At 66.0% G+C, this 20387-nt stretch carries 26 protein-coding genes and 1 other RNA gene; 11 read left to right on the top strand and 16 right to left on the bottom strand.

All coding sequences use genetic code 11. The features are described 5' to 3' along the window. Positions 1-28 precede the first annotated feature (28 nt). From G9Q80_RS19565 to G9Q80_RS19575, 3 genes are all read left to right on the top strand, one after another. Positions 29-229 (top strand): hypothetical protein, encoded by a 201-nt coding sequence (locus G9Q80_RS19565; protein ID WP_074621463.1) that lies wholly within the window; start codon positions 29-31, stop codon positions 227-229. 128 nt (positions 230-357) lie between these two features. Beyond that, positions 358-1143: a Bax inhibitor-1/YccA family protein gene (locus tag G9Q80_RS19570; protein ID WP_043144139.1), complete on the top strand. Its 786-nt coding sequence runs from the start codon at positions 358-360 to the stop codon at positions 1141-1143. A 99-nt stretch (positions 1144-1242) separates the two neighbouring features. After that, positions 1243-1704: a cupin domain-containing protein gene (locus G9Q80_RS19575; RefSeq protein WP_069210091.1), complete on the top strand. Its 462-nt coding sequence runs from the start codon at positions 1243-1245 to the stop codon at positions 1702-1704. On the opposite strand, the gene G9Q80_RS19580 is transcribed toward G9Q80_RS19575, so the two are convergent. The 12 genes from G9Q80_RS19580 to G9Q80_RS19630 all read right to left on the bottom strand — a co-directional run bounded on the left by G9Q80_RS19580 (position 1701) and on the right by G9Q80_RS19630 (position 10385). After that, positions 1701-2213 carry a GNAT family N-acetyltransferase gene (locus tag G9Q80_RS19580; RefSeq protein WP_088715790.1) on the bottom strand — a complete coding sequence of 171 codons (513 nt, stop codon included), beginning with the start codon at positions 2211-2213 and terminating at the stop codon, positions 1701-1703. The genes G9Q80_RS19575 and G9Q80_RS19580 overlap by 4 nt on opposite strands. A gap of 93 nt (positions 2214-2306) precedes the next feature. After that, positions 2307-2474, bottom strand: a complete 168-nt coding sequence (gene rpmG, locus G9Q80_RS19585) for a 50S ribosomal protein L33 (protein ID WP_043144134.1) — start codon at positions 2472-2474, stop codon at positions 2307-2309. A 107-nt stretch (positions 2475-2581) separates the two neighbouring features. Further along, positions 2582-3007, bottom strand: an RNA gene (gene rnpB, locus G9Q80_RS19590) — RNase P RNA component class A. Between the two features lie 47 nt (positions 3008-3054). Beyond that, on the bottom strand, positions 3055-3765 hold the full coding sequence (locus G9Q80_RS19595; RefSeq protein ID WP_088715789.1) for an alpha/beta fold hydrolase: 711 nt from the start codon (positions 3763-3765) through the stop codon (positions 3055-3057). 73 nt (positions 3766-3838) lie between these two features. Next, positions 3839-4435 (bottom strand): class I SAM-dependent DNA methyltransferase, encoded by a 597-nt coding sequence (locus G9Q80_RS28290; protein ID WP_232788238.1) that lies wholly within the window; start codon positions 4433-4435, stop codon positions 3839-3841. Next, complete coding sequence (locus tag G9Q80_RS28295; protein WP_088715788.1) at positions 4432-5394, bottom strand: ester cyclase; 963 nt, start codon at positions 5392-5394, stop codon at positions 4432-4434. The genes G9Q80_RS28290 and G9Q80_RS28295 overlap by 4 nt, the downstream gene beginning before the upstream one ends. A gap of 120 nt (positions 5395-5514) precedes the next feature. Next, entirely contained in the window at positions 5515-6126 is a 612-nt protein-coding gene (locus G9Q80_RS19605; RefSeq protein WP_088715787.1) for a hypothetical protein, read from the bottom strand. Between the two features lie 30 nt (positions 6127-6156). Beyond that, on the bottom strand, positions 6157-6591 hold the full coding sequence (locus G9Q80_RS19610) for a VOC family protein (protein ID WP_088715786.1): 435 nt from the start codon (positions 6589-6591) through the stop codon (positions 6157-6159). Between the two features lie 25 nt (positions 6592-6616). After that, positions 6617-7582, bottom strand: coding sequence for an alpha/beta hydrolase (locus G9Q80_RS19615; RefSeq protein ID WP_157903848.1), 966 nt, complete (start codon positions 7580-7582; stop codon positions 6617-6619). Continuing rightward, the gene (locus tag G9Q80_RS19620) at positions 7579-8319 is read right to left on the bottom strand and encodes an alpha/beta hydrolase (protein ID WP_088715785.1); all 741 of its coding nucleotides are present in this window, start codon (positions 8317-8319) and stop codon (positions 7579-7581) included. Before G9Q80_RS19620 ends, G9Q80_RS19615 begins: the two co-directional genes overlap by 4 nt. A gap of 97 nt (positions 8320-8416) precedes the next feature. Then, positions 8417-9088, bottom strand: a complete 672-nt coding sequence (locus tag G9Q80_RS19625) for a DNA-3-methyladenine glycosylase I (protein ID WP_088715784.1) — start codon at positions 9086-9088, stop codon at positions 8417-8419. A 55-nt stretch (positions 9089-9143) separates the two neighbouring features. Further along, entirely contained in the window at positions 9144-10385 is a 1242-nt protein-coding gene (locus G9Q80_RS19630) for an MFS transporter (RefSeq protein WP_088715783.1), read from the bottom strand. 112 nt (positions 10386-10497) lie between these two features. Here G9Q80_RS19630 and thrS point away from each other — a divergent pair, with 112 nt between their 5' ends. The 5 genes from thrS (at position 10498) to G9Q80_RS19655 (ending at position 15460) form a co-directional block, all read left to right on the top strand. Next, complete coding sequence (thrS, locus tag G9Q80_RS19635; protein ID WP_069209980.1) at positions 10498-12447, top strand: threonine--tRNA ligase; 1950 nt, start codon at positions 10498-10500, stop codon at positions 12445-12447. A gap of 398 nt (positions 12448-12845) precedes the next feature. Continuing rightward, entirely contained in the window at positions 12846-13154 is a 309-nt protein-coding gene (locus tag G9Q80_RS19640; protein WP_043144113.1) for a BufA1 family periplasmic bufferin-type metallophore, read from the top strand. A 77-nt stretch (positions 13155-13231) separates the two neighbouring features. Beyond that, positions 13232-14080: an MNIO family bufferin maturase gene (gene bufB, locus G9Q80_RS19645; RefSeq protein WP_043144111.1), complete on the top strand. Its 849-nt coding sequence runs from the start codon at positions 13232-13234 to the stop codon at positions 14078-14080. Between the two features lie 59 nt (positions 14081-14139). Continuing rightward, a complete protein-coding gene (locus G9Q80_RS19650) occupies positions 14140-14886 on the top strand; it encodes an HvfC/BufC N-terminal domain-containing protein (protein WP_088715782.1) in 747 nt (248 codons plus the stop codon). 7 nt (positions 14887-14893) lie between these two features. Next, positions 14894-15460: a DoxX family membrane protein gene (locus tag G9Q80_RS19655; RefSeq protein ID WP_088715781.1), complete on the top strand. Its 567-nt coding sequence runs from the start codon at positions 14894-14896 to the stop codon at positions 15458-15460. Positions 15461-15464: 4 nt separating this feature from the next. Here the strand turns inward: G9Q80_RS19655 and G9Q80_RS19660 are convergent, their stop codons facing one another. Further along, entirely contained in the window at positions 15465-15833 is a 369-nt protein-coding gene (locus G9Q80_RS19660) for a hypothetical protein (RefSeq protein ID WP_088715780.1), read from the bottom strand. Between the two features lie 13 nt (positions 15834-15846). After that, on the bottom strand, positions 15847-16164 hold the full coding sequence (locus G9Q80_RS19665) for an arsenate reductase family protein (RefSeq protein WP_043144103.1): 318 nt from the start codon (positions 16162-16164) through the stop codon (positions 15847-15849). A 228-nt stretch (positions 16165-16392) separates the two neighbouring features. Here G9Q80_RS19665 and G9Q80_RS19670 point away from each other — a divergent pair, with 228 nt between their 5' ends. Beyond that, entirely contained in the window at positions 16393-16599 is a 207-nt protein-coding gene (locus tag G9Q80_RS19670; RefSeq protein WP_043144101.1) for a cold-shock protein, read from the top strand. A gap of 244 nt (positions 16600-16843) precedes the next feature. Next, a complete protein-coding gene (locus G9Q80_RS19675; protein WP_043144098.1) occupies positions 16844-17149 on the top strand; it encodes a hypothetical protein in 306 nt (101 codons plus the stop codon). 4 nt (positions 17150-17153) lie between these two features. Here G9Q80_RS19675 and G9Q80_RS19680 read toward each other — a convergent pair whose 3' ends face one another. Then, positions 17154-18059 (bottom strand): LysR family transcriptional regulator, encoded by a 906-nt coding sequence (locus tag G9Q80_RS19680; protein ID WP_043144095.1) that lies wholly within the window; start codon positions 18057-18059, stop codon positions 17154-17156. Between the two features lie 107 nt (positions 18060-18166). On the opposite strand from G9Q80_RS19680, the gene metF reads away from it, so the two are divergent. Continuing rightward, positions 18167-19036: a methylenetetrahydrofolate reductase [NAD(P)H] gene (gene metF, locus G9Q80_RS19685; RefSeq protein WP_043144092.1), complete on the top strand. Its 870-nt coding sequence runs from the start codon at positions 18167-18169 to the stop codon at positions 19034-19036. A gap of 193 nt (positions 19037-19229) precedes the next feature. Here metF and G9Q80_RS19690 read toward each other — a convergent pair whose 3' ends face one another. Further along, a complete protein-coding gene (locus tag G9Q80_RS19690) occupies positions 19230-20387 on the bottom strand; it encodes a Gfo/Idh/MocA family protein (protein WP_088715779.1) in 1158 nt (385 codons plus the stop codon).

The following is a 20387-nucleotide window of genomic DNA, read 5'->3' on the forward strand; positions in this document are numbered from 1 at the left end:
CCTGCAATCATTTCTCGTGAAGGATGCCATGATGATCCGCGCCCTGCCCGCCCTGTTCCCCCGCCCGTTCTTTCGCGCTGACCACTCGGCGCAGTCCGCCCAGCCGGTCCGCCACCTTGCGCGGTTGCGCCACCCTTCCGCCGCGTCGGTTGCTGTGGGGAAACCTGCTTCCGAGGCGCCGCGCTGGGACGCACCGGCCCATTGGATCGAGCCTGAACGCGAATGGTGACAAATCGGGGAATCTTATTGACCCGTTTCCGACCCGAAGTTCTTGAAAATCCCCTGCGTTCCTCCAATATCTAGCGTGAAGTGCGGGGGCCTTGGGCCCCCGGACCTATGTCAACATCGGAGGCTTACATGGCAGAATATGATACAGTCCGGGCAGCTGGCGTCTCCGGCGCACGCGCTGCCCAGATTGACGAGGGGCTGCGCGCCCATATGAACAAGGTCTACGGCACAATGTCCGTGGGCACTTTCATCACCTTCCTGGCGGCCTGGGCCATTGCCGGGCTTGCGGTCACCAGCGATCCGTCGGGCGCCACCGCGATGATCCGCGACGGCCAATACCTGACCAGCTTCGGCGAGGCGATCTACATGTCGCCGCTGAAATGGGTGATCATGTTCGCGCCGCTGGCCTTCATCTTCTTCGGTTTCGGTGCCGCCGTGAACCGCCTGTCCGCCGCTGGCGTACAGCTTGTGTTCTACGGGTTCGCCGTGCTGATGGGTCTGTCGCTCAGCTCGATCTTCCTGGTCTTCACCGGCTTCTCGATCATCCAGGTCTTCCTGACCACCTCGATCGCCTTTGCCGGCCTGTCGCTCTGGGGTTACACCACCAAGAAGGACATCTCCGGCTGGGGATCGTTCCTGATCATGGGTGTGATCGGCCTTCTGGTCGCCTCGATCATCAACATCTTCCTCGGCTCGCCCGCGATCCAGTTCGCGATCTCGATCCTGGGTGTGCTGATCTTCGCCGGCCTGACCGCCTATGACACGCAGAACATCAAGAACACCTACATCGCCCATGCTGCGCATGGCGACAAGGAGTGGCTGGGCAAGGCCGCCATCATGGGCGCGCTGAACCTCTACCTCGACTTCATCAACATGTTCATGTTCCTGCTGCAACTGCTGGGCAGCCGCGAATAAGCCCCCGGGCAACATCGCGACACAAACATGCTATAGCGAAAGGGCCGGTCGTCTGACCGGCCCTTTTTCGTGTTGGGCCAATGGGCCGTGGGGGACAACATGCCAATCATCACCAAAGACTCCGTCCAGAGACGATCGGGCGACGGCGCGCTTGGCAGTTTCGAGGCGCTGCTGTTCAGCGAATCGGGTGGACTGACGCAGTTCGGCGCACTGGTCGAAATCCTGGCGCCCGGGTCCGCCTCTTCCTTTGCGCATTGGCACGAGGCCGAGGACGAGATGGTCTACGTGCTCGACGGCACCGTGGTACTGGTCGAGGGCGACAGCGAGCAGGAGATGGGCACCGGCGACGTCGCCACCTTTGCCGCCGGGGTCGAGACCGCGCATCGCCTTGAAAACCGGGGCGACAGGCCCGCGCGTGTCCTGGTGATCGGCACCCGGGCCACCCGCGACCGGGTGCATTACCCCGGCCACGACAGGGTGCAGCTGATCGAACGCAGCCACGGCGAGGAGCGCCGCTGGACCAAGGCGAACGGCGCCCCGGCAGAGCCCCTGAAAGGCTAAGTCCGGAGCGGGCAGGTCATGAAGACCGCCGGAAAGGCTATGCCTCCCCCGAGCGGCACGCTGATCTCATGCCGTGGCTGGAACCCCATGTTTTGATAGAAGGGGCGCGCGGTCAGCGTGCTCTGGCAATGCATCTCCTGCAGCCCTTCGGCCCGGGCCTCTTGCAGAATATGGCCCAGCAACTGGCGGCCGACACCGCGCCGTGTCGCATCGGGATCGGTGGCGACATGGCGCACATGGCCGATCCCCGGTACCGCAGGCCGTCCACCCGGCGCCTGGACAGACCAGCCGCCCGCGCCCAACAGGCGCCCGGCATCATCCTCGACAACGTAGAACCGGCCAGAGGCGACAAGCGCGGGCTGCGCCCGTCCGATCACCGGGACCGCCGTAACCAGGGTCGAAGGCGGATAATCAGGCACCAGCAGCCGCGCGTAGCTGCGTTGAAACAGGTGATCCAGCGCGCCGATGTCCCCTTGTCGGGCGCTGCGCAGCGTTGTCTGGCCGGACATGGCACGACCTCCTGCCGAACATGTTCCAAAGACGAAAAGGCCGCGTGGGGCATCCCCCGCGCGACCCGAAAAAAGACCTTCGGCCAGAATGGCTTACTTGATCTTGCCTTCTTTGTACTCGACGTGCTTGCGCACGACGGGGTCGTACTTCTTGATCGTCATCTTCTCGGTCATGGTCCGAGCGTTCTTCTTGGTCACGTAGAAGTGGCCGGTGCCCGCGGTGGAGTTCAGGCGGATCTTGATGGTGGTCGGCTTCGCCATGTGTCGTCTCCTGCAACACCGGAAGATCGCCCGGTGTGAAATCTGTATGAAGCCCGCCTTTTACCGCGTATCGCCCGCGAGTCAACACGGGATCGGGCCAAAAACTCATGCGCGGAAGGCCTGTAAGCCGGATTCTGTTCTTGGGCGGGTTTCCCCGCCCTCAGACGACCATTCCTCTAGACCGCGCGTTGCCACGCGGCTCTAGCTGCCAACCCGGATCGCCAAGGCCGAAGCGGCCCTGCGCCCGAGGGCGCGCACGATCCCTATTCGGCATTGCTCCCGGTGGGGCTTGCCATGCGGGCGCTGTTGCCAGCCCCCCGGTGGGCTCTTACCCCACCGTTTCACCCTTACCGCCACAGTCTCCTTCGGTTTCACCAGAAGCGGACTTCCGGTGCGCACCTCCGGTGCGACGGCGGTTTCTTTTCTGTGGCGCTTTCCGTCAGGTTACCCTGCCCGGGCGTTACCCGGCACCGGTGCTTCGGTGAGTCCGGACTTTCCTCTCGCCAATGGCAAGCGGCCGTCCGGCCTTCCGCGCACGCCCCACATAGGGACGCCGCCCGCGCCGGTCAATCCCGCAAACTCAGCGCAAGAGCAGCGGTTTCGCCAGCCAGTCGCGCAGCGCCTGCGTGACCTCTTCGGGCTGTTCCAGGGTCGGCATGTGGGCCGCCTCCTCGATCACGCGCAGCTCGGCCTTGGGGATCATCTCGGCCATGAAGGTGTGGCGCTTGATCGGGCAGATCGAATCCTCTGCCCCGCAGAGAACCAGCGTCGGCACGTTGATACGCCGCAACGTGCCCTGCTGATCGCGCCGACGCTGCATTGCGCGGGACTGGCGGACGAAGACCTCCACCCCAAGGCCCAGTGCCATGTCCATGACCAGTGCGCCGATCTCGGCACTTTGGGGGCCATGTGCCAGGTATTGCGGGAGCAGGTCATTCGACACGACCTCTCGCAGCTTGCCGGATCGCGCCCTGATGATCTGCGGATCGCGCAGCGCCGCCATCTGGGGCGGCTCGGGCAGCGGGCTGGTGTCCATCAGCGCAAGCCGTGTCACCCGGTCGGGGGCGCGGCGGTAAAGCTCCATCGCCACCATGCCGCCCATGCTGAGCCCGGCCAGGGCAAAGCGCATCGGCGCCACGTCCAGCACGGACGAGGCGATCTCCTCGATCCTCTCGCCCTGCGTGATTGGCACCGTCATCACCGCGTGATCGCGGGACAGATCCGTGATCTGCGGACCGAAAAGCCGCGCGTCGCACATCATCCCGGGCAGAAAGACCACCGGCTCCGTCATGATCCTGCGGTGCCTGAACTGTGCTGCATGTCCTGCATCTGTATGGTTTCACCCCTGCCCGTGCGGCGGCACCCTAGGCCCCGCCCGGGCGCCGTGCAAGCAACAGCGAATGCCCGTTGCAGGCCGGGTCCTCGGGCACGAAATCCTCGACCGGAGCGCCTGCCTCTGCCAGAACCTCCGCGTAGTGCTCCGGAGACAGCGAGGCATGGTAGACGGGTTCCCCCCCGACTTTGCCCCAGGCCTCTCCGGCCTCCGGCCCCACCGTTAGCAACAGCCGCCCGCCCGGCGCCAGGTGCGCCACGATACGCGGCAAGGCGGCGCGCTGCTCCGCCTCCGTCAGGTGAAAGAAACTGCCCCAACCGATGATCGCGTCGAAGGTCCGGCCCAGGTCCAGCGCGCGCATGTCCGCCAGCAAGGCCCGCGCACCGGGGACGTTTTGCGAAAACAGCGCCAGCATGGCCGATGAGAAATCGACACCCGTCACGGCAAACCCCTGCCCCGCCAGGAAAACACCGATCGGCCTGCCCGCCCCGCAGCCCAGGTCCAGAACAGATCCGCCCGCAGGCACATCCGCCAGCGCCCGGTCCAGCCAGGCGCGTTCGAACAGAGTCTGTCCACGCTCGGCATCATAGCGCGCCGCCTGCCGTTCGTAGGTCTCGCGCAGGCTCACCCGGTCTGGGCCACGATTTGCGTCCAGACCGCCGCCTCGTCGTACAATGTCCACTCCCGGCGCAGCCCGCCGGGGCCGAATTCCGCGTGGCTCATGCCCATGACATAGATGTCCGCGCCTGTTGGTGCCCCGAAGGCCCCCCAGCCTTCGTGCCGGCCCTTGAGCGACCAGCGCAGCGCGGCGCGCGGCGGCATCAGCGGCTCTTCCATGCCGATCCGGTGATGGACCTCGAACCGGGCCGAGGGCAGCGCCGCCCGGAGCCCCAGCCAGAAGCGATCTGCCGCCTCCGGCCCATGCGCCTCGACCCCGCAGGGATAATGCAGGTGGCAGGCCCGGTCGTACTGGTCGGGGATGATCGAGAGGTCGCCCTCCATCACCCGGATCAACACGTTGGCAAAGCCCTCTCCCCACTGGTCCGCATTGCCCGGGCCGGTATAGGGGCCGGTGACGTCGACGCGGGGCGTGAAGGGCTGCGTATCGGGGTCCAGATGCGGCAGCCGTGCCCGCGCCCATTCCTCTGCCGTGCGGTCCAGCTGGCGCAGCAGCGCGCCGCTGTCGATCACCCGCCAGACATCGCTGATCTGGTCACGCTTGGCATAGCTGTCCACGATTTCGCGGTACTTCAGAGTGCGCCCCGTCGCGGGGCCAAGGGGGCCGTCCCCGCTATGGGTGGCGAGGGTCAGGATGCGTTGAGACCCCAGCATGCCCACCCGGTCATGCCCCGACCAGATCACGTCCTCGCCCAGCAGGCGCCGGTCCGGCAGGCTGACCAGCGTGGCCATCGCGTCCTCGGCCACGGCACGGGCGCCGAACTGCACGCCTTCGGCGCCGCGCAGGATCACGTCGGGATGGTAATAGGCCTGCGCGCGGGCGGTCAGGCCCCGCCCCTCCCAGATCTCGCGGGTCGCGGTCAGCAGGAAATCCGCGAAATCGCGGTTTTGTGGATCAAGGCCATGCATCAGCTGCGGTCCCCCGGGCGGGACATCAGAACGGATCTCTGCGGCGCGGGCGCCATCGCATCTCTCATTGGTTGTGTTTTCCGCACGCTAGCCCCGGTCCGCGGTACTGTCCAGCACGGCTCACCCCGGATAGGCAATGCCGCGGAACGGCGGAAAATCCCGGTAGCGCGCAGTCCGAACATCAGGCGATGCGACGGGTGATGCCCCGGGTTTCAGCAGGCAACCCCTGGGCGCGATGTAACTGTCGATCCGGCGCAAGGGCCTTGGCCGCCAGACGATGTTGAAGGCGCAAAGTTTGGGAAAGAACCAGATTTCCGAGTAGTCGAGGTGGTCGTGCAGCCACCAGGCCAGGTCGCGCCAGTCGCGGCCCTGCGCATGACGGTCCGCAAACCACGGGATCACGATCGAGGCGCCGGCGACAGGCCGGTCGGGCAGATCCCAGATATGGCATTCCAGCGGATAGTCGTTGCGCGCGCAGTTCAGCCGGTGCGCGTTGCCAAAGGCATTCAACCGGGCCGAGCGATAGCCCGACCGGACAAAGACCCGGCCAAAGGTTTCCTCCAGCGGGTCCAGCAGGGTCGTGGCAAAGGCCCGCCCACGTTCCAGCGCCAGGTCGGGATTGTCCGGGATGTTGCTGATCTCGTGAAAGTTGCCGATTTCCGAACCGAGGAACTCGCGCATCCAGAAATGCCGTGACAGGCGTTCGCGCCCCAGGGTTTCCAGGGACCACATGGAGCGCGGGCGCCTCATCGCGCTGCCCGGTCAACCATCGCCGTAGCCTTCCCAGCGGAACTCCCCGTTCGGCCCCAGCGTGGAAAAGGGGTTGTGCGCCACCTCCCAGACGTGGCCATCGGGGTCGGCGAAATAGCCGATGTGCCCACCCCAAAAGACGTCATGCGCCTGTTTCAGGATCGTGGCGCCCGCTGTTTCGGCCGCCGCCAGCACCTTGGCCACCTCTGCCTTGTCACGGACATTGCAGGCCAGGGTCGCCGCCCCGGTGCCCAGGTCCTCCGGCGCGCGCCCCATGTCGCGGGCCAGATCCTCCAGCGGATAAAGGCCCAGCGCCTGCCCGACCAGGTCAAAGACCACGATCCCATCCGGCGTCTCGACCCGGCTCCACCCCAGCGCCTCGTAAAAGGCGCTGGCGCGCGCCATGTCCCGGCATCCCAGCGTGATAAGACTGACCCTCTGGTCCATCATTCTCTCCTTGTTCGACGTCATCTTACAGCCTGCGCGCCCAGTCGAGCATGGCCCCGGCCACCGGTTCTGACATGCGCGGCGACAGGACATCCCCGGCCACGAGGTGACGCGACGGATCATCCTGCGGCCCAAGGTCCAGTTCGTGCAGTTCGGCCCGCGCGCCCCAGCGCGCGGCGACTTGGCGAGTTACACCGTGATCGACGATCCGGTCGCCGGGGTCGAAGACAAAAAGGGCGGGCACGGACAGGTCCCGGTGCCGTCGCCGATGCACCTCGCGCACCGCGGCCCCCATCGGCAGAACGGCCAGACTGGGATAGCGCGAGGTCCAGTATTGCCCGTGCGTCTCTCCGCGCGGCTCAAAGCCGATCTCGCGTCCGGCCAGCCAGGGCACCCACCAGCGCGCGCCCGGCCATGTGATCAGCGCGCTCTTGGGATCGGCCAGCTTGTAGTTGGGAGAGACGAGGATCACACCCGTGACCTTCGCGCCCATCGCCTCGTGCAGGGCCAAGGTGGCAAGCGTGGCGCCGGTGGAACAGCCCATCAGCAACACGCGGCGTCCGATACGGTGCCCGATGGCCAGCGCCTCGGCCATGTCCTCCATCCAGCCCTCGACCGTGGCCTCTGCCATCGCGGGGCCGTCGCGGCCGTGGCCCTTGAGCCGGGTAAAGACAAGGTTTGCCCCCAGCCCCTGCGCGACCATGTCCGGCACCGGCCGGATTTCCTGCGGGGCGGCGGAAAACCCGTGCACATAGACCAGTGCCCAATCCGTCTGCACCTCGGGCGCGCCAGCCCAGATCACCTGTTTCTGCGCGCCGGGCCGCAGGTTGGGGACCTCTGCCTCGCTCTTTGCCAAGAAGGCATCGACACCGCCCTCAAGCTGTGCTGCGTCAAACCGGACGTCCGTCACCACGGGTTCGCGGGTGGCAAAGGCGCCATAGGCGCCACCCGCCGCCGCCAGCGCACCCAGCCCCCAGAGCAGCGCACTCACCCCAGGACCTCGCGGATGGCCCGTTCGATCTGGGTCAGGCAGGCGGGCGAGGAAAAGCGGTGATCGGCGCCCTTGACCAGCGTCAGACGCACGTCCGGCCCCTCGATATGGTCCAGCAGACGCAGCGCTGTTTCGCGGCTGACCGCCTCGTCCAGAGTGCCCTGCAACAGCCGCACCGGCCAGTCCATCGGCAGCGGAGAGCGCAGGACCAGGTTTCGCCGCCCGTCCTCGATCAGCTTGCGGGTCACGACATAGGGGTCCTCGTAGGCGGAGGGCATCAGGATCTTGCCTTCTTGCATGACCTGACGCCGCGCCTGTTCGGAAAACCCGGCCCAAAAGCCGTCCTCGGTGAAATCCGGAGCGGCGGCAATGCCGACGAACCCGGTGATCTGCGGCAGGCGTCTGGACAGGATCGACGCGATCCAGCCGCCCATCGAAGAGCCGACCAGCACCACCGGCCCCTCAACCGCATGGGTGATGACCGCCTCGGCATCCGCGGCCCAGTCGCCGATACACCCCTCTTCGAAGACCCCGCCGGATTGACCGTGCCCGGCATAATCCAAGCGCAGAAAGGCCCGACCCTCCGACTTGGCCCAGCCTTCGAGATGCACCGCCTTGGTGCCTTCCATGTCCGAGCGATAGCCGGACAGGAAGACCACGCAGGGTCCCCGGCCCGAAGTCTTTGCATAGACCAGCCTGTCGCCGCGCGGACCTTCGACATGGGATACGACCGTCATTCAGCCCCCTTTCTCTTCGCCCCGAACCATAGCGTCAGCGTTTCGGGATCGAAAACGGCTTTCCGGTTTCCTTTGGGGCAAGGCGGCCCCCCTGCCCTCAGGCGTCGACGCTTTGCGCCAGGACGCGGCTGATGACCGTCAGGTTTTCGCCGCTCTGGTCCTTCCAGGTGTTGAAGGCCGCCTGCACGGCCTGCATCGCCTTTTTCGACGTGGGCGCCTTGTCCACCACACCCTCTGCCACCAGCCGGGCGACGACCGACGGCGACATGATATAGCTTTCCTTGCCAAGGAACCGCAGCGTATAGGCGCCGGTGGCCCCGCCCAGCCGGGCGCCGTTCGTTTTCATCCAGTCCAGCAGCCCGGCGAAATCCTCGGCCGGCCAGTCGCCCACCTTGCGCCCGAACGATCCCGCCTCGGCAGCCACCTCCTGGATGAAAACGGCATTCTGCTGGATCGCCTGCACCTTGGGCGGGCTGCGCACGATACGCGGATCGGCCAGCAAGTCATCGAACCAGTCCTCGGACATCATGGCGGCGCGGCCCACGTCGAAACCGTGGAACGCCTCCTCGATGCCAGGCCATTTGTTTTCCACGACCTGCCAGCTGATCCCGGCCTGAAAGATGCCGCGCGCCATCTGGGCAAGCCAGCGGTCATCGGGAATGGCCGCCAGCGCATCCGCATCCAGAACCGGCGGCATGTCGGCCAGTACAGCCGCGCGCCCGCCCTTGCGATCCGCCGCGAGATCGAGAATCTCTTCGTATGTCCGCATGACGCCTCCCCCTGCTGGGGTCAGACTGCGCCGCGCGGCAAGGACAGGCAAGCGCCTATCGCTCGACCTCGTCGAGGCCCAGCGACAGCGCGGCCCCCAGCAGGCTGAGCAGCGCGAACCCCGCCAGCGCCACCTGCGGCCCGAGCGCCGCCAGCGCACCGCCCAGCACGCCCACCACCAGAAGCAACAGGCCGATGGAGGTGTTCGCCAGCGCGGCATAGGTCGAGCGTTGATCCCCCGGTGCGAAATCGACCAGGTAGACGGACCGCCCTTGGCGCACCCCGTGATAGGCCAGCATCAGGCCGAACAGCAACGCAGGGATGACCCAGGGTGCCCGCGCCCAGCCGGCAAGGTCGGCCAGCACCGCCAGTGCCATGAACAACGCCGCCAGCACGCCCGAGGCCGCCAGCACCAGCCGCGACGACCGATCCGCCAAACGCCCCCAGACATAGGACGACAGGAAAGAGGCCGCAGACGAGGCCAGAACCAGCGCCCCCAACGCCTGCAGGGCGCTTTGCTCCCCGCCCAGCAGGACGAAATAGGGCGGCGCCAGCGCGGTCACGGTCAGCGCGCCACGGGCGGCAACGAAGCGACGCAGTCGCGCGTCCTCACGCAGCGGCGACAGGTTCAGCCCCGCGCCCTTTTCCGGCTCCGAGGCGCTTTCCTCCAGTGTCGAGAACAGGAGCGCGCCCAGCAGCCAGAGCGCCGAGGCCAGGCCGATCGCCGCCATCACCGGCCAGAGCGCCTGCCCCGGCCCCACCATCAGGATCAGCGCGAACCCAAGCACCGCCAGCGCCGAGACCGACCCCGCGATCCCCGTCACCGCACCACGCCGGGTCTTGCCCACCGTCTTGCCCAGGATGTCCTTGAAGCTGACGGAACACAGCGATCGGCTGACCGCCAGACCGCCCAATGCCAGCGCCATCGCAACACCCGCCACCCAACCGGACAGCAACACCGCCGCCAACACGATCAGCGCGGCACAGATCCCCTGTCCCGCCGACCCGGCAACCCAGGCCCATTTCCGGTGCCGCATCGCCTGCACCCGCCCCGCCAGCACGATCTGCGGCAAGAGCGCGCCCGCCTCGCGGATCGGTACGAACAATCCGACGATACCGGCAGGCACACCAAGGGCGCCACCCAGCCAGCTCAGCACCAGCTTGGGGTCGATCAGCCCGTCGGCGATCTTGGTCATGGTCAGGCTGGTAGCGTGGCGCAGCCCGTTGCGGGCCTCGCGCGCCTTGACCTCCTCGGCCCCCGTCAATCCTTCGTAGACTTCTGTTGTGCTATTGCTCATCCCGCCCTCTTCCCGCTTGACTTCACCGACCCCGAGGGCCATTGCCCTTGGCATAACGCATACCCGCAACCGGGCGTTCCGTGGGCGCCAAACCGACGAGGAGACTAGGCCGATGAGCCAGATTTCCCTGACATTTCCCGACGGCTCGAAACGTGACTTCGACAAGGGCGTGACCCCTGCCGAGGTGGCGGCGAGCATTTCCAAATCGCTTGGCAAGAAAGCGATCTCCGCCACCCTGGGCGAGGCCCACTGGGACCTGCAATGGCCCATCGAGGAAGATGCGCGCATCGCGATCAACACGATGGCCGACGACGCGCCCGCGCTGGAACTGATCCGGCACGACCTCGCGCATATCATGGCCCGCGCCGTGCAGGAGATCTGGCCCGACGTGAAGGTCACCATCGGCCCGGTGATCGAGAACGGCTGGTACTATGACTTCGACCGGGCAGAGCCCTTCACGCCCGAGGATCTGGGCGCGATCGAAAAGAAGATGAAAGAGATCATCAACCGCCGCGATCCGGTGACCACCGAGGTCTGGGACCGCGAGCGGGCGGTGAAATACTACGAGGCCAACAACGAGCCCTACAAGGTCGAGCTGATCGAGGCCATTCCCGGCAACGATCCGATCCGCATGTACTGGCACGGCCACTGGCAGGATCTCTGCCGTGGCCCGCACCTGCAGCACACCGGCCAGGTCCCCGGCGACAGCTTCAAGCTGATGAGCGTGGCGGGCGCCTACTGGCGCGGCGACAGCGACCGGCAAATGCTGCAACGCATCTACGGCGTCGCCTTCAAGAACCGTGACGACCTGAAAAAGCACCTGCACATGCTGGAAGAGGCCGCCAAGCGCGACCACCGCAAGCTGGGCCGCGAGATGGACCTGTTCCACATGCAGGAAGAGGCGCCGGGCCAGATCTTCTGGCATCCAAACGGCTGGAAGATCTACACCACGCTGCAGGACTACATGCGGCGCCAGCAGACGCGTGGCGGCTATGTCGAGGTGAACACGCCGCAGGTCGTCGACCGCAAGCTGTGGGAACGCTCGGGCCACTGGGAAAAGTACCAGGAAAACATGTTCATCGTCGAAGTGGACGAGGAACATGCCCGTGAAAAGGCGATCAACGCGCTCAAGCCGATGAATTGCCCCTGCCACGTCGAGATCTTCAAGCAGGGCCTGAAGTCGTACCGCGACCTGCCCCTGCGCATGGCCGAATTCGGCTCTTGTGCGCGCTACGAACCCTCGGGCGCGCTGCACGGGATCATGCGGGTGCGCGGCTTTACCCAGGACGACGCGCATATCTTTGCCACCGAGGACCAGATCGCGGCAGAAACCGAGCGTTTCATCGGGTTCCTGGCCGGGATCTATCGCGACCTCGGCTTCCCCTCGTACAAGATCAAGTTCTCGGACCGGCCCGATACCCGCGCCGGATCGGACGAGATCTGGGACAAGGCCGAAGAGGCGCTCTTGACCGCGACGCGCAAGGTGACCAACGACATCGAGCTGAACCCGGGCGAAGGCGCCTTTTACGGGCCCAAGCTGGAATTCGTTCTGACCGATGCGATCGGCCGTGACTGGCAGTGCGGCACCTTCCAGGTGGATTTTGTCCTGCCCGAACGTCTGGACGCGCATTACATCGGCGCCGACGGCAACAAGCACCGGCCCGTGATGCTGCACCGCGCGACGCTGGGGTCCTTCGAGCGTTTCATCGGCATCCTGATCGAGGAACATGCCGGCAAGCTGCCCTTCTGGCTGGCGCCGCGGCAGGTGGTCGTGGCCTCGATCACCTCGGAGGCGGATGACTACGTGGCCCATGTGGTCGAGACGCTGACCAGGGCCGGTGTCCGGGCAGAGGCCGACATTCGCAACGAAAAGATCAACTACAAGGTCCGCGAGCATTCGGTCGGCAAGGTCCCGGTCATCCTGGCCGTCGGCCACCGCGAGGTCGAGGAGCGCACCGTCACCGTGCGCCGACTGGGTGAAAAGCAGACCCAGGTCGCCACGCTGGACGAGATCACGGCCGAGCTTGGCCGCGACGCGACCCCGCCCGATCTGCGCGGCTGACAGCCGCGCCGGTTGCAAGGATGACGTTGCAAGGATGACAAGGGCCGTCCCCTCGGGGGCGGCCTTTTTTGCATTTCAAGCGACGGAAACCCCGACTTGACACGTTACAGCCCTGACGAAACCCGTGAAGAGACCTGCCCGCCTGCCCGCGCGGGACATGCGTCCTGTAACATTCTGCCATGCAGCATGGGCACACGGACAGCTATCGTTACAAATCCCCCCTTCCAGCGGCAGGAATCCCCCCTCTGACCTCTCGGGCACGACACGGGGGCTGACGGGCGCGTGATGCACAGGCCCGTGTATCGCGGCAAACCTTCCAGCGCGGCACCCTGCAGTCACCGACGGGCAAATCGGCCCGCGGCCAAGTTTCGCAACGTGCAAACACCGGAGGAACCCACATGTCCTACACTCTGAAATCCGCCGCCCTCGTCGGCGCCGTCGCCGCCGCCATCGCCGCAACCGGCGCCCATGCCGACGAAATGGCACAGGAAAAGTGCTACGGCGTCAGCCTCGCCGGCGAAAACGACTGTGCCGCAGGCCCCGGCACGACCTGCGCCGGCACATCGACCGTCGACTACCAGGGCAACGCCTGGACGCTGGTCGACGCGGGCACCTGCACCGAGATCGAGCTGCCGGAAATGGCGGACGGCACCGCGCGCATGGGCTCGCTGGACGCGCTGGAACGCGACCTGCCGATGGACTCGTAAGGTCCATGTCACGGGGCGCCGCCGCGCGCGCGCCCCGTGGCCTCTTGCCCTTTCACGCCCCGATCCGAGTCAGAGCGATGTTCGACACGACCAGCCCCCTCCCCCCCTTGCCCGGTGTCGGCTACAAGCCTCAGCACTATTCGGCCATCCACAACGATCCCGCCCCCGTGGGCTGGTTCGAGGTCCACGCCGAGAACTACATGGGCGATGGCGGCCGACCGCTGGCACAGTTGCGCGCGCTGTCCGACCGCTTTCCGATTTCCGTACATGGTGTCGGCCTGTCCATCGGCGGGCCGGACAGGCTGGACGGGGACCACCTTGCCCGGCTGAAACACCTCGTCGGCTGGCTGAACCCGGCGAGCTTTTCGGAACATCTCGCCTGGTCGACCCATGACAGCGCCTTTCTGAACGACCTGCTGCCGCTGCCCTATACCCCTGCCACGCTGGCCCGCGTCTGCGACCACGTCGACGAAGTTCAGGAGGCGCTGGGGCGGCGAATGCTGCTGGAAAACCCCTCGAGCTACCTGGCCTTTGCCGAAAGCACGCTGGACGAGACGGATTTTCTGAACGAGGTCGTCCGACGTACCGGCTGCGGGCTTTTGCTGGATGTGAACAACGTTTTCGTCTCGGCCACCAACCTGGGATACAGCCCGCAGGACTACATCGCGCGCTTTCCGATGGCGGCGGTGGGCGAGATCCACCTGGCGGGCCATGACGAGGATCACGACGATTTCGGCGCGCCACTGCTGATCGACAACCACGGACGCGAGGTGGCGGACCCGGTCTGGGCCTTGCTGGACATGGTGCTGGATCGCGCCGGGCCGCTGCCGCTGCTGATCGAATGGGACAACGACGTGCCGGACTGGCCCGTGCTGGCAGCTGAGGCCGCGCGGGCAGCCGGGGCGCTGGCGCGCTTGACGGCGTGAAGATCGCGGCTCTGCCCCCAGGGTATGCGAACAAAAAAAGAAACACGAAGGAGCGCGCAATGGCCAGCCAAGCCGAGACAGGTTTTCGCACTGCGCTGCTGCGCGGGGACACGCCTGTTCCCAAGGGCCTGACCGATGGTGCGGGGCGTCCCGCCGGGCGGCGGTTCAACGTCTATCGCAACAACGTGGCCGTGGCCCTACGCGAGGCGCTGGAGGTCGGCTTTCCGGCGGTGGCGAAACTGATCGGACCCGAGAATTTCGCCCGCGCGGCAGGGATGTTCCTGCGCGCCCATCCGCCCGCCAGCCCCTTGATGATGCACTACGGCGCGGGTTTTCCCGAGTTCCTGGAACGGCTCGAGGCGCTGCGCGGGACCGGCTACCTGGGCGATGTGGCGCGGATGGAACTGGCCCTGCGCCAGAGCTATCATGCCGCCGACGCGCCGGCACTGGATGCCACGCGTCTGGCGGGCATGGATGAGGCTGCGCTCATGAGGGCGCGCCTGGTGCCGGCGCCGGCCCTGCGGCTTCTGCGATCAGACTGGCCGGTTTTGTCAATTTACCGATTCACGATGGAACCGGGCCAGCCCAAGCCCCCGGCCCGGGCCGAGGCGGTTGTCATCACCCGCCCGGATTTCGACCCCTTGCCACATCTTCTGCCGCCGGGCGGGGCCGGTTTCCTTGCCGCGCTGATCAAGGGCGGGACATTCGGCGCGGCGGTCGAAACCGCAGGCCCCGACTTCGACCTTTCCGCCACGCTCTCGCTGCTGTTGCAGCAGGGCGCCTTTTCCGACCTGCTCACCGATTGAGGATTCGATGGACCGTCTCATCTCCCTTCACAATGCGATCTTTGCCCCTGTCGAACGCCTGGGCGATCAGGTGATCCCGCTGCTGGCGCGGCTGATCTTTGCGGCGACACTCTTGCGGTATTACTGGAATTCCGCCGGAACCAAGGTCTGGGACCGCAAGGGCGAAGAGGGGATCCTGGATTTCTTCACGCTGGAATCCGGCACCTATGCGCAGATGTTTCCCAAGGCCTTCGAGGCGGCGGGCTACAATTCTGCCAACATGGGGTTTCACCATGATCTGATTGCCATTGCCGGAACCTACGCGGAATGGCTTTTGCCGCTGTTGATCGTCCTCGGCCTGTTCACGCGGCTGGCGGCGCTGGGGATGATCGGCTTTGTCACCGTGCAGACCTGGGTCGACGTGACCGGGCATGGCGGCACGCTGGGCGCGCTCTTCGACACGCGCTATGGCCTGATCGACGAGCGCGCGCTCTGGATCGTCTTGCTGATGGTCATAGTGATCCGCGGCGCGGGTGTTCTGTCGCTGGACCGGCTGTTCGGACTGGCGCCTGTCGCGCGCCAGGTCCCGGCCTGAGCGATCAGAAATGCGCCTTGGGCTCGTCGGGTTTGCCCGCCGCGAGCGCCAGCACCCCGCCCAGCCCCGCGAAGGCGATGGGGAACATGGTGAAGACGTTGAAGCCGAAGGCATGGAACATCGCCGCCGCCGAAAGCAGCAGCAGGATTCCGCCCCACAGTGCGCGCGCCTTGGCCATCGCGCCACCGGCAATGGCCAGCAGGGGTGCCAGGATCGACACGATGCGCACCGTCTGGGGATCGTCGAACATGCCGAACATTTCCTCGACCTCGCCCACGTTCTTGACCAGTTCCGTGTAGCCGAAGCCGAAGAAGCCCACGATGATGCCGATCACACCGGCGATGATGCCCAGTGTCAGTGCCGCGTTGCGCATTTTCCTGCCTCCTTCAAACCACGCCGAGGGCCGACTGGGCCGCCTTGTCCCACCCCAGCACCATGCGCTGATCCTCGACGAAAAGCGGACGTTTCATCACCGTCGGATGGGCCGCGATCAGCGCGGCGGGCTCCATAGCGCGCGTATCCTCGTCGAAATCCCGCCAGGTGGTCGAGCGCGTGTTAACCAGCTTGTCCCCGAACTGCGCCAGGGCGCGATCCAGGATCTCGGCCGGAACGCCCTCTTCGCGGACGTCGACAAATGTTGCCGCCGGCAACGCCTTGCGTGCCTTTCGGCAGGTATCGCAGGTCTTCAACCCGTAGATGATCATGCACAATCCCTTGGCAGTCCGCGGTTCAGGATCGTCAGATAGGCAAGTTTTCGTCGAAATGCGAGAGTGGGACTCTTGTAATTCCCCTATCTGCGCTAATCTCACCTGCGTGATATTCGTACACCGGATGCTTGACGCCCCGGCGTCCTGCGGCCCTGAAAGGCGAATGTGACCTTCTCCGATCTGCACGGGGATGAACGCTAGGACTTGAATAGGAGCACGGGGATTATGCCGAACGGCACCGTGAAGTGGTTCAACACCACGAAAGGCTATGGATTCATCGCGCCGGACGAAGGGGGAAAGGATGTTTTTGTCCATATCTCCGCTGTCGAACGCTCGGGCTTGACCGGGCTCGCCGACAATCAGAAGGTCAGCTATGAGCTGCGAGAGGGACGCGACGGCCGTACGATGGCCTCGGACCTCAAGATCCTCTGACCTGGACGCCGGTCACGAGCCCCGGCATTCCGAATTAAAAACAGGCCGGGCGGTCACGCCCGGAGCCCTATTTTTTGACTGTCTGCACATCCGAACAGGATGCGGCTGCCATTAGATTTGTCCCAAAATTCAAGATACTTGGCGCTTCGCCAGCACCGAAGGTCATAGTACCCTCACGGGGCCGGCGTGGGGTCCGGCCCGGGCGATCCGCCTGCCTTCTCGTGCACCCCTTCTGGAACCCGTGATGCCGATCAGATGGATCACCGCTGCCACCGTTCTGGCGACCGTCGCCTTGCTGGTCGTCGGGGTGAACCAGCTGCCGCCCCTGACCGAAGGCGGGCTGCCGCGCAGTGGCCCGCCGCCCTTTGGCGCCGCCTCGGCCCCTGCCGACCCGGTCGGCTGGTGCCGGGCCAATCTGCCCGGCGTGGACTGCGGCTGTTTCGCCCAGAAGGCGGACGAGGTCATGAACGCCCGCCATGAACCGTTACAGGGCGTCGCCTATGTGAACCGATGGGATCTGGCCCTTGCCCAGGCGGACAAGGGCTGTTGAGCACTTACGCGGCCTGCAACCTGCGCGCCTCTTCCCCTGCCAACCGGATCAGCAACTTCATGAAGGGTTTGTCCAGGTCCTCGGTCCGCACGGCCGCGTAAAGGCGCCGCGTCAGCCCCTCTTTCGTCAGCGGCCGCGTGACATAATCCGAGCTGTATTTCACCTCGCGGACGACCCAATCCGGCAGGACCGACACGCCACGGTTGGACGCCACCAGCAACAGGATCACCGCCGTCAGTTCCACCTGCCGGATCGCCGCCGGTTCCACCTTGGCCGGGGTCAGGAGCTGGCTGAAGATATCCAGGCGTGAGCGGTCCACCGGGTAGGTGATCAGCGTCTGGCCCCGGAAATCCTCGGCCTCGATGAACTCCTTTTCCGCCAGCGGATGCTGAGAGGAGGCGACGAAAACCGGGCTGTAGTCGAAGAGCGGCACGAAGGTGACGCCAGCCAGGTCTTCGGGATCCGAGGAAATGACCACGTCCACCTCTTCCTTCATCAGCGCGGGCAGCGCATCGAAGGCCAGACCGGGACGAATGTCCACGTCCACGTCGCCGAATTTCTTTCGGAACCCTTCCAGCACCGGGAACAACCATTCGAAACAGGCGTGGCATTCAATGGCGATGTGCAGCCGTCCGGATTTACCCTCGCGCAGCCCCGCGAACTCGGCCTGCACCGCCTCAACCTGCGGCAGGATCTGTTCCGCCAGCCGCAACAGGCGAAACCCCGCCGCCGAGAGTTTCATCGGCTTGGACCGGCGCACGAACAACTCGACCCCGGCCTGGTCCTCCAGCCCCTTGATCTGGTGGCTGAGCGCCGATTGGGTGATGTTCAGCATCTCCGCCGCCCGCGCCACGCCGCCCGCGTCATGGATCGCCTTGATGGTCCGAAGATGCCGGAATTCGATATGCATGGGGGCTTCCCCTCATCCGCCTCATGTTGATCTTGAAATTTATGAGTTTGTCTCACAATGCTGCACGTGCGACAAGGGCTCCAACGTCATAGAGGACACCCCGGATCATGCAGCGCCCCGAAATCTCCTTCGAATTCTTCCCGCCGAAAAACATCGAGGCCACCTTTCGCCTCTGGGACGCGGTGCAGGTTCTGTCGCCGCTGGCGCCGCGCTTCGTCTCGGTGACCTACGGCGCAGGTGGCACCACCCGGGACCTGACCCGCGACGTGGTGGCCACGCTGCACAAGCATTCCGGCCTGCGCACGGCAGCGCATCTGACCTGTGTCAACGCCACCCGCGCCGAGACCCTGGCCATCGCCGAAGGCTTTGCCGAGGCGGGCGTCACCGACATCGTCGCCCTGCGTGGCGACCCGCCCAAGGGCGCGGCGGGCTTCACCCAGCACCCCGAGGGCTTTGCCAACTCGATCGAACTGATCGAGGCACTGGCCGAGACCGGCAAGTTCACCCAGCGCGTCGGCGCCTACCCCGACTGCCACCCCGAGGCGGCGGACATGGACGCCAACATCGCCTGGCTCAAGCGCAAGCTGGACGCCGGCGCGGACGAGGCGCTGACCCAGTTCTTCTTCGAGGCGGATACCTTCTTCCGCTTCCGCGATGCCTGTCAGAAGGCCGGGATCGACGGCGACAAGCTGGTGCCGGGCATCCTGCCGATCGAGAACTGGAACGGCGCGCGCCGCTTTGCCGAAAGCTGTGGCACCTACATCCCGCAATGGGTGTCGGACGCCTTCGAAAAGGCGCAGCGCGACGGGCGCGAGGATCTGCTGGCAACGGCGATCTGCACCGAACTGTGCAGCGACCTGCTCGAAGGCGGCGTGGACAAGCTGCACTTCTACACGCTCAACCGCCCCGAGCTGACCCGCGACGTCTGTTTCGCACTGGGTGTCACGCCCGAGGTGGCACTGGAACAGGTGGCCTGACCACCCTTCCCCGTTGACTGAAGCGCCCCGCCCGGCCCCGCCGCGGCGGGGTTTCTCGTGCCCGGCATTTGCCTTGGTGAGACACGCCGGAGAAGATAGTGCCGCAGGCGCGCCCAAAGGGACGGTGGGCGGGGCGTCTTTCGCGCCGCGAGGCGCGGAACAGCGTCCGCCCCCGTCCCATCCCCAACGCCTCTCAGCGCATCATCGGCGGTCGCGCCTCCACCCAGGCACCCTCTGCCTTGCCGCTCTCTGCCACCGCGAAGACCGCCGCCATGGACCGCAACCCGTCCTCCGCCCGCGGATAGAGATCCGCCGCCGGGTCGATCGCGCGCCCCTCGGCCCGCGCCCGGATCGCCTCGGCCAGGTCGGCGTAGATGTTGCCAAAGGCCAGCGGCATCCCCTCGGCGTGGCCCACCGTCACCCGGCTGGCCCGCGTGGCCTCGGGCGACAGGCCCGGCCCACCGCGTTCGATCACCTCCAGCCGCCCGCCCAGCGGCATCCAATACAGCTGGTTCGGCTGCTCCTGTGCCCAGCGCAACCCACCCTTTTCGCCAAAGACCTGCAAGGTCAGCCCATGCTGCCGCCCCAGCGCAATCGACGAGGTCCAGAGCCTCCCCACCGCGCCGCCGTCAAAGCGCAGGTTCACCTGGGCGTCATCCTCCAGCACCCGGCTTTCGATACAGCTCACCGTGTCCGCCGACAGCCGTTCGACCTCTTGCCCGATCACGAAAGAGGCCATGTGCAGGGCATGAATGCCGCAATCGGCAAACTGCGCCGAAACCCCGGCCTGCGCCGGGTCATAGCGCCAGCGCACGCGCGGGTTGTCCGCATCCCCCGCATCCGCGTGATGGCCGTGGGCAAATTCCGCCACCACCATGCGCACACGGCCCAGATCCCCCGCCGCCACCATCGCCCGCATCTGCCGGACCAGCGCATAGCCCGAGTAGCCATAGTTCACCGCGCAGATGCGCCCCGTCTCGCGCGCCAGGCCCACAAGTTCCTCGCCCTCAGCGACCGTCATTGTCATGGGCTTTTCGACCAGAACGTGAAACCCACCCTCCAGGAAGGCCTTGGTGATCTCGAAATGCGTGGCATTGGGCGTGGCCACGGTCATCAGGTCCACCCGGTCCGCGCGCCCCCGCTCGCTCTCCAGCATCTCGCGCCAATCGCCATAGGCCCGGTCCGCGGCCAGCCCCAGCCGCCGGCCAAAGGCGCGGCCCTCCTCGGCACGGTGATCCAGCGCCCCGGCGACGAAATCAAACGCCCCGTCCAGCCCGGCGGCCAGCCGGTGGGCCGGGCCGATCTGGCTGCCCTCGCCGCCGCCGATCATGCCCCAGTTCAGTTTTCCCAT

Source organism: Mameliella sp. LZ-28, from assembly GCF_012274245.1.
Taxonomy (GTDB): domain Bacteria; phylum Pseudomonadota; class Alphaproteobacteria; order Rhodobacterales; family Rhodobacteraceae; genus Antarctobacter; species Antarctobacter albus.

What these genes read in the sequence shown, in the direction of transcription:
- G9Q80_RS19565 (WP_074621463.1), top strand. Translation starts at nt 29, where the DNA reads ATGATGATCCGCGCCCTGCCCGCCCTGTTCCCCCGCCCGTTCTTTCGC.
- G9Q80_RS19570 (WP_043144139.1), top strand. Translation starts at nt 358, where the DNA reads ATGGCAGAATATGATACAGTCCGGGCAGCTGGCGTCTCCGGCGCACGC.
- G9Q80_RS19575 (WP_069210091.1), top strand. Translation starts at nt 1,243, where the DNA reads ATGCCAATCATCACCAAAGACTCCGTCCAGAGACGATCGGGCGACGGC.
- G9Q80_RS19580 (WP_088715790.1), bottom strand. Translation starts at nt 2,213, where the DNA reads ATGTCCGGCCAGACAACGCTGCGCAGCGCCCGACAAGGGGACATCGGC.
- rpmG (WP_043144134.1), bottom strand. Translation starts at nt 2,474, where the DNA reads ATGGCGAAGCCGACCACCATCAAGATCCGCCTGAACTCCACCGCGGGC.
- G9Q80_RS19595 (WP_088715789.1), bottom strand. Translation starts at nt 3,765, where the DNA reads ATGACGGAGCCGGTGGTCTTTCTGCCCGGGATGATGTGCGACGCGCGG.
- G9Q80_RS28295 (WP_088715788.1), bottom strand. Translation starts at nt 5,394, where the DNA reads ATGCATGGCCTTGATCCACAAAACCGCGATTTCGCGGATTTCCTGCTG.
- G9Q80_RS19605 (WP_088715787.1), bottom strand. Translation starts at nt 6,126, where the DNA reads ATGTGGTCCCTGGAAACCCTGGGGCGCGAACGCCTGTCACGGCATTTC.
- G9Q80_RS19610 (WP_088715786.1), bottom strand. Translation starts at nt 6,591, where the DNA reads ATGGACCAGAGGGTCAGTCTTATCACGCTGGGATGCCGGGACATGGCG.
- G9Q80_RS19620 (WP_088715785.1), bottom strand. Translation starts at nt 8,319, where the DNA reads ATGACGGTCGTATCCCATGTCGAAGGTCCGCGCGGCGACAGGCTGGTC.
- G9Q80_RS19625 (WP_088715784.1), bottom strand. Translation starts at nt 9,088, where the DNA reads ATGCGGACATACGAAGAGATTCTCGATCTCGCGGCGGATCGCAAGGGC.
- G9Q80_RS19630 (WP_088715783.1), bottom strand. Translation starts at nt 10,385, where the DNA reads ATGAGCAATAGCACAACAGAAGTCTACGAAGGATTGACGGGGGCCGAG.
- thrS (WP_069209980.1), top strand. Translation starts at nt 10,498, where the DNA reads ATGAGCCAGATTTCCCTGACATTTCCCGACGGCTCGAAACGTGACTTC.
- G9Q80_RS19640 (WP_043144113.1), top strand. Translation starts at nt 12,846, where the DNA reads ATGTCCTACACTCTGAAATCCGCCGCCCTCGTCGGCGCCGTCGCCGCC.
- bufB (WP_043144111.1), top strand. Translation starts at nt 13,232, where the DNA reads ATGTTCGACACGACCAGCCCCCTCCCCCCCTTGCCCGGTGTCGGCTAC.
- G9Q80_RS19650 (WP_088715782.1), top strand. Translation starts at nt 14,140, where the DNA reads ATGGCCAGCCAAGCCGAGACAGGTTTTCGCACTGCGCTGCTGCGCGGG.
- G9Q80_RS19655 (WP_088715781.1), top strand. Translation starts at nt 14,894, where the DNA reads ATGGACCGTCTCATCTCCCTTCACAATGCGATCTTTGCCCCTGTCGAA.
- G9Q80_RS19660 (WP_088715780.1), bottom strand. Translation starts at nt 15,833, where the DNA reads ATGCGCAACGCGGCACTGACACTGGGCATCATCGCCGGTGTGATCGGC.
- G9Q80_RS19665 (WP_043144103.1), bottom strand. Translation starts at nt 16,164, where the DNA reads ATGATCATCTACGGGTTGAAGACCTGCGATACCTGCCGAAAGGCACGC.
- G9Q80_RS19670 (WP_043144101.1), top strand. Translation starts at nt 16,393, where the DNA reads ATGCCGAACGGCACCGTGAAGTGGTTCAACACCACGAAAGGCTATGGA.
- G9Q80_RS19675 (WP_043144098.1), top strand. Translation starts at nt 16,844, where the DNA reads ATGCCGATCAGATGGATCACCGCTGCCACCGTTCTGGCGACCGTCGCC.
- G9Q80_RS19680 (WP_043144095.1), bottom strand. Translation starts at nt 18,059, where the DNA reads ATGCATATCGAATTCCGGCATCTTCGGACCATCAAGGCGATCCATGAC.
- metF (WP_043144092.1), top strand. Translation starts at nt 18,167, where the DNA reads ATGCAGCGCCCCGAAATCTCCTTCGAATTCTTCCCGCCGAAAAACATC.
- G9Q80_RS19690 (WP_088715779.1), bottom strand. Translation starts at nt 20,387, where the DNA reads ATGGGAAAACTGAACTGGGGCATGATCGGCGGCGGCGAGGGCAGCCAG.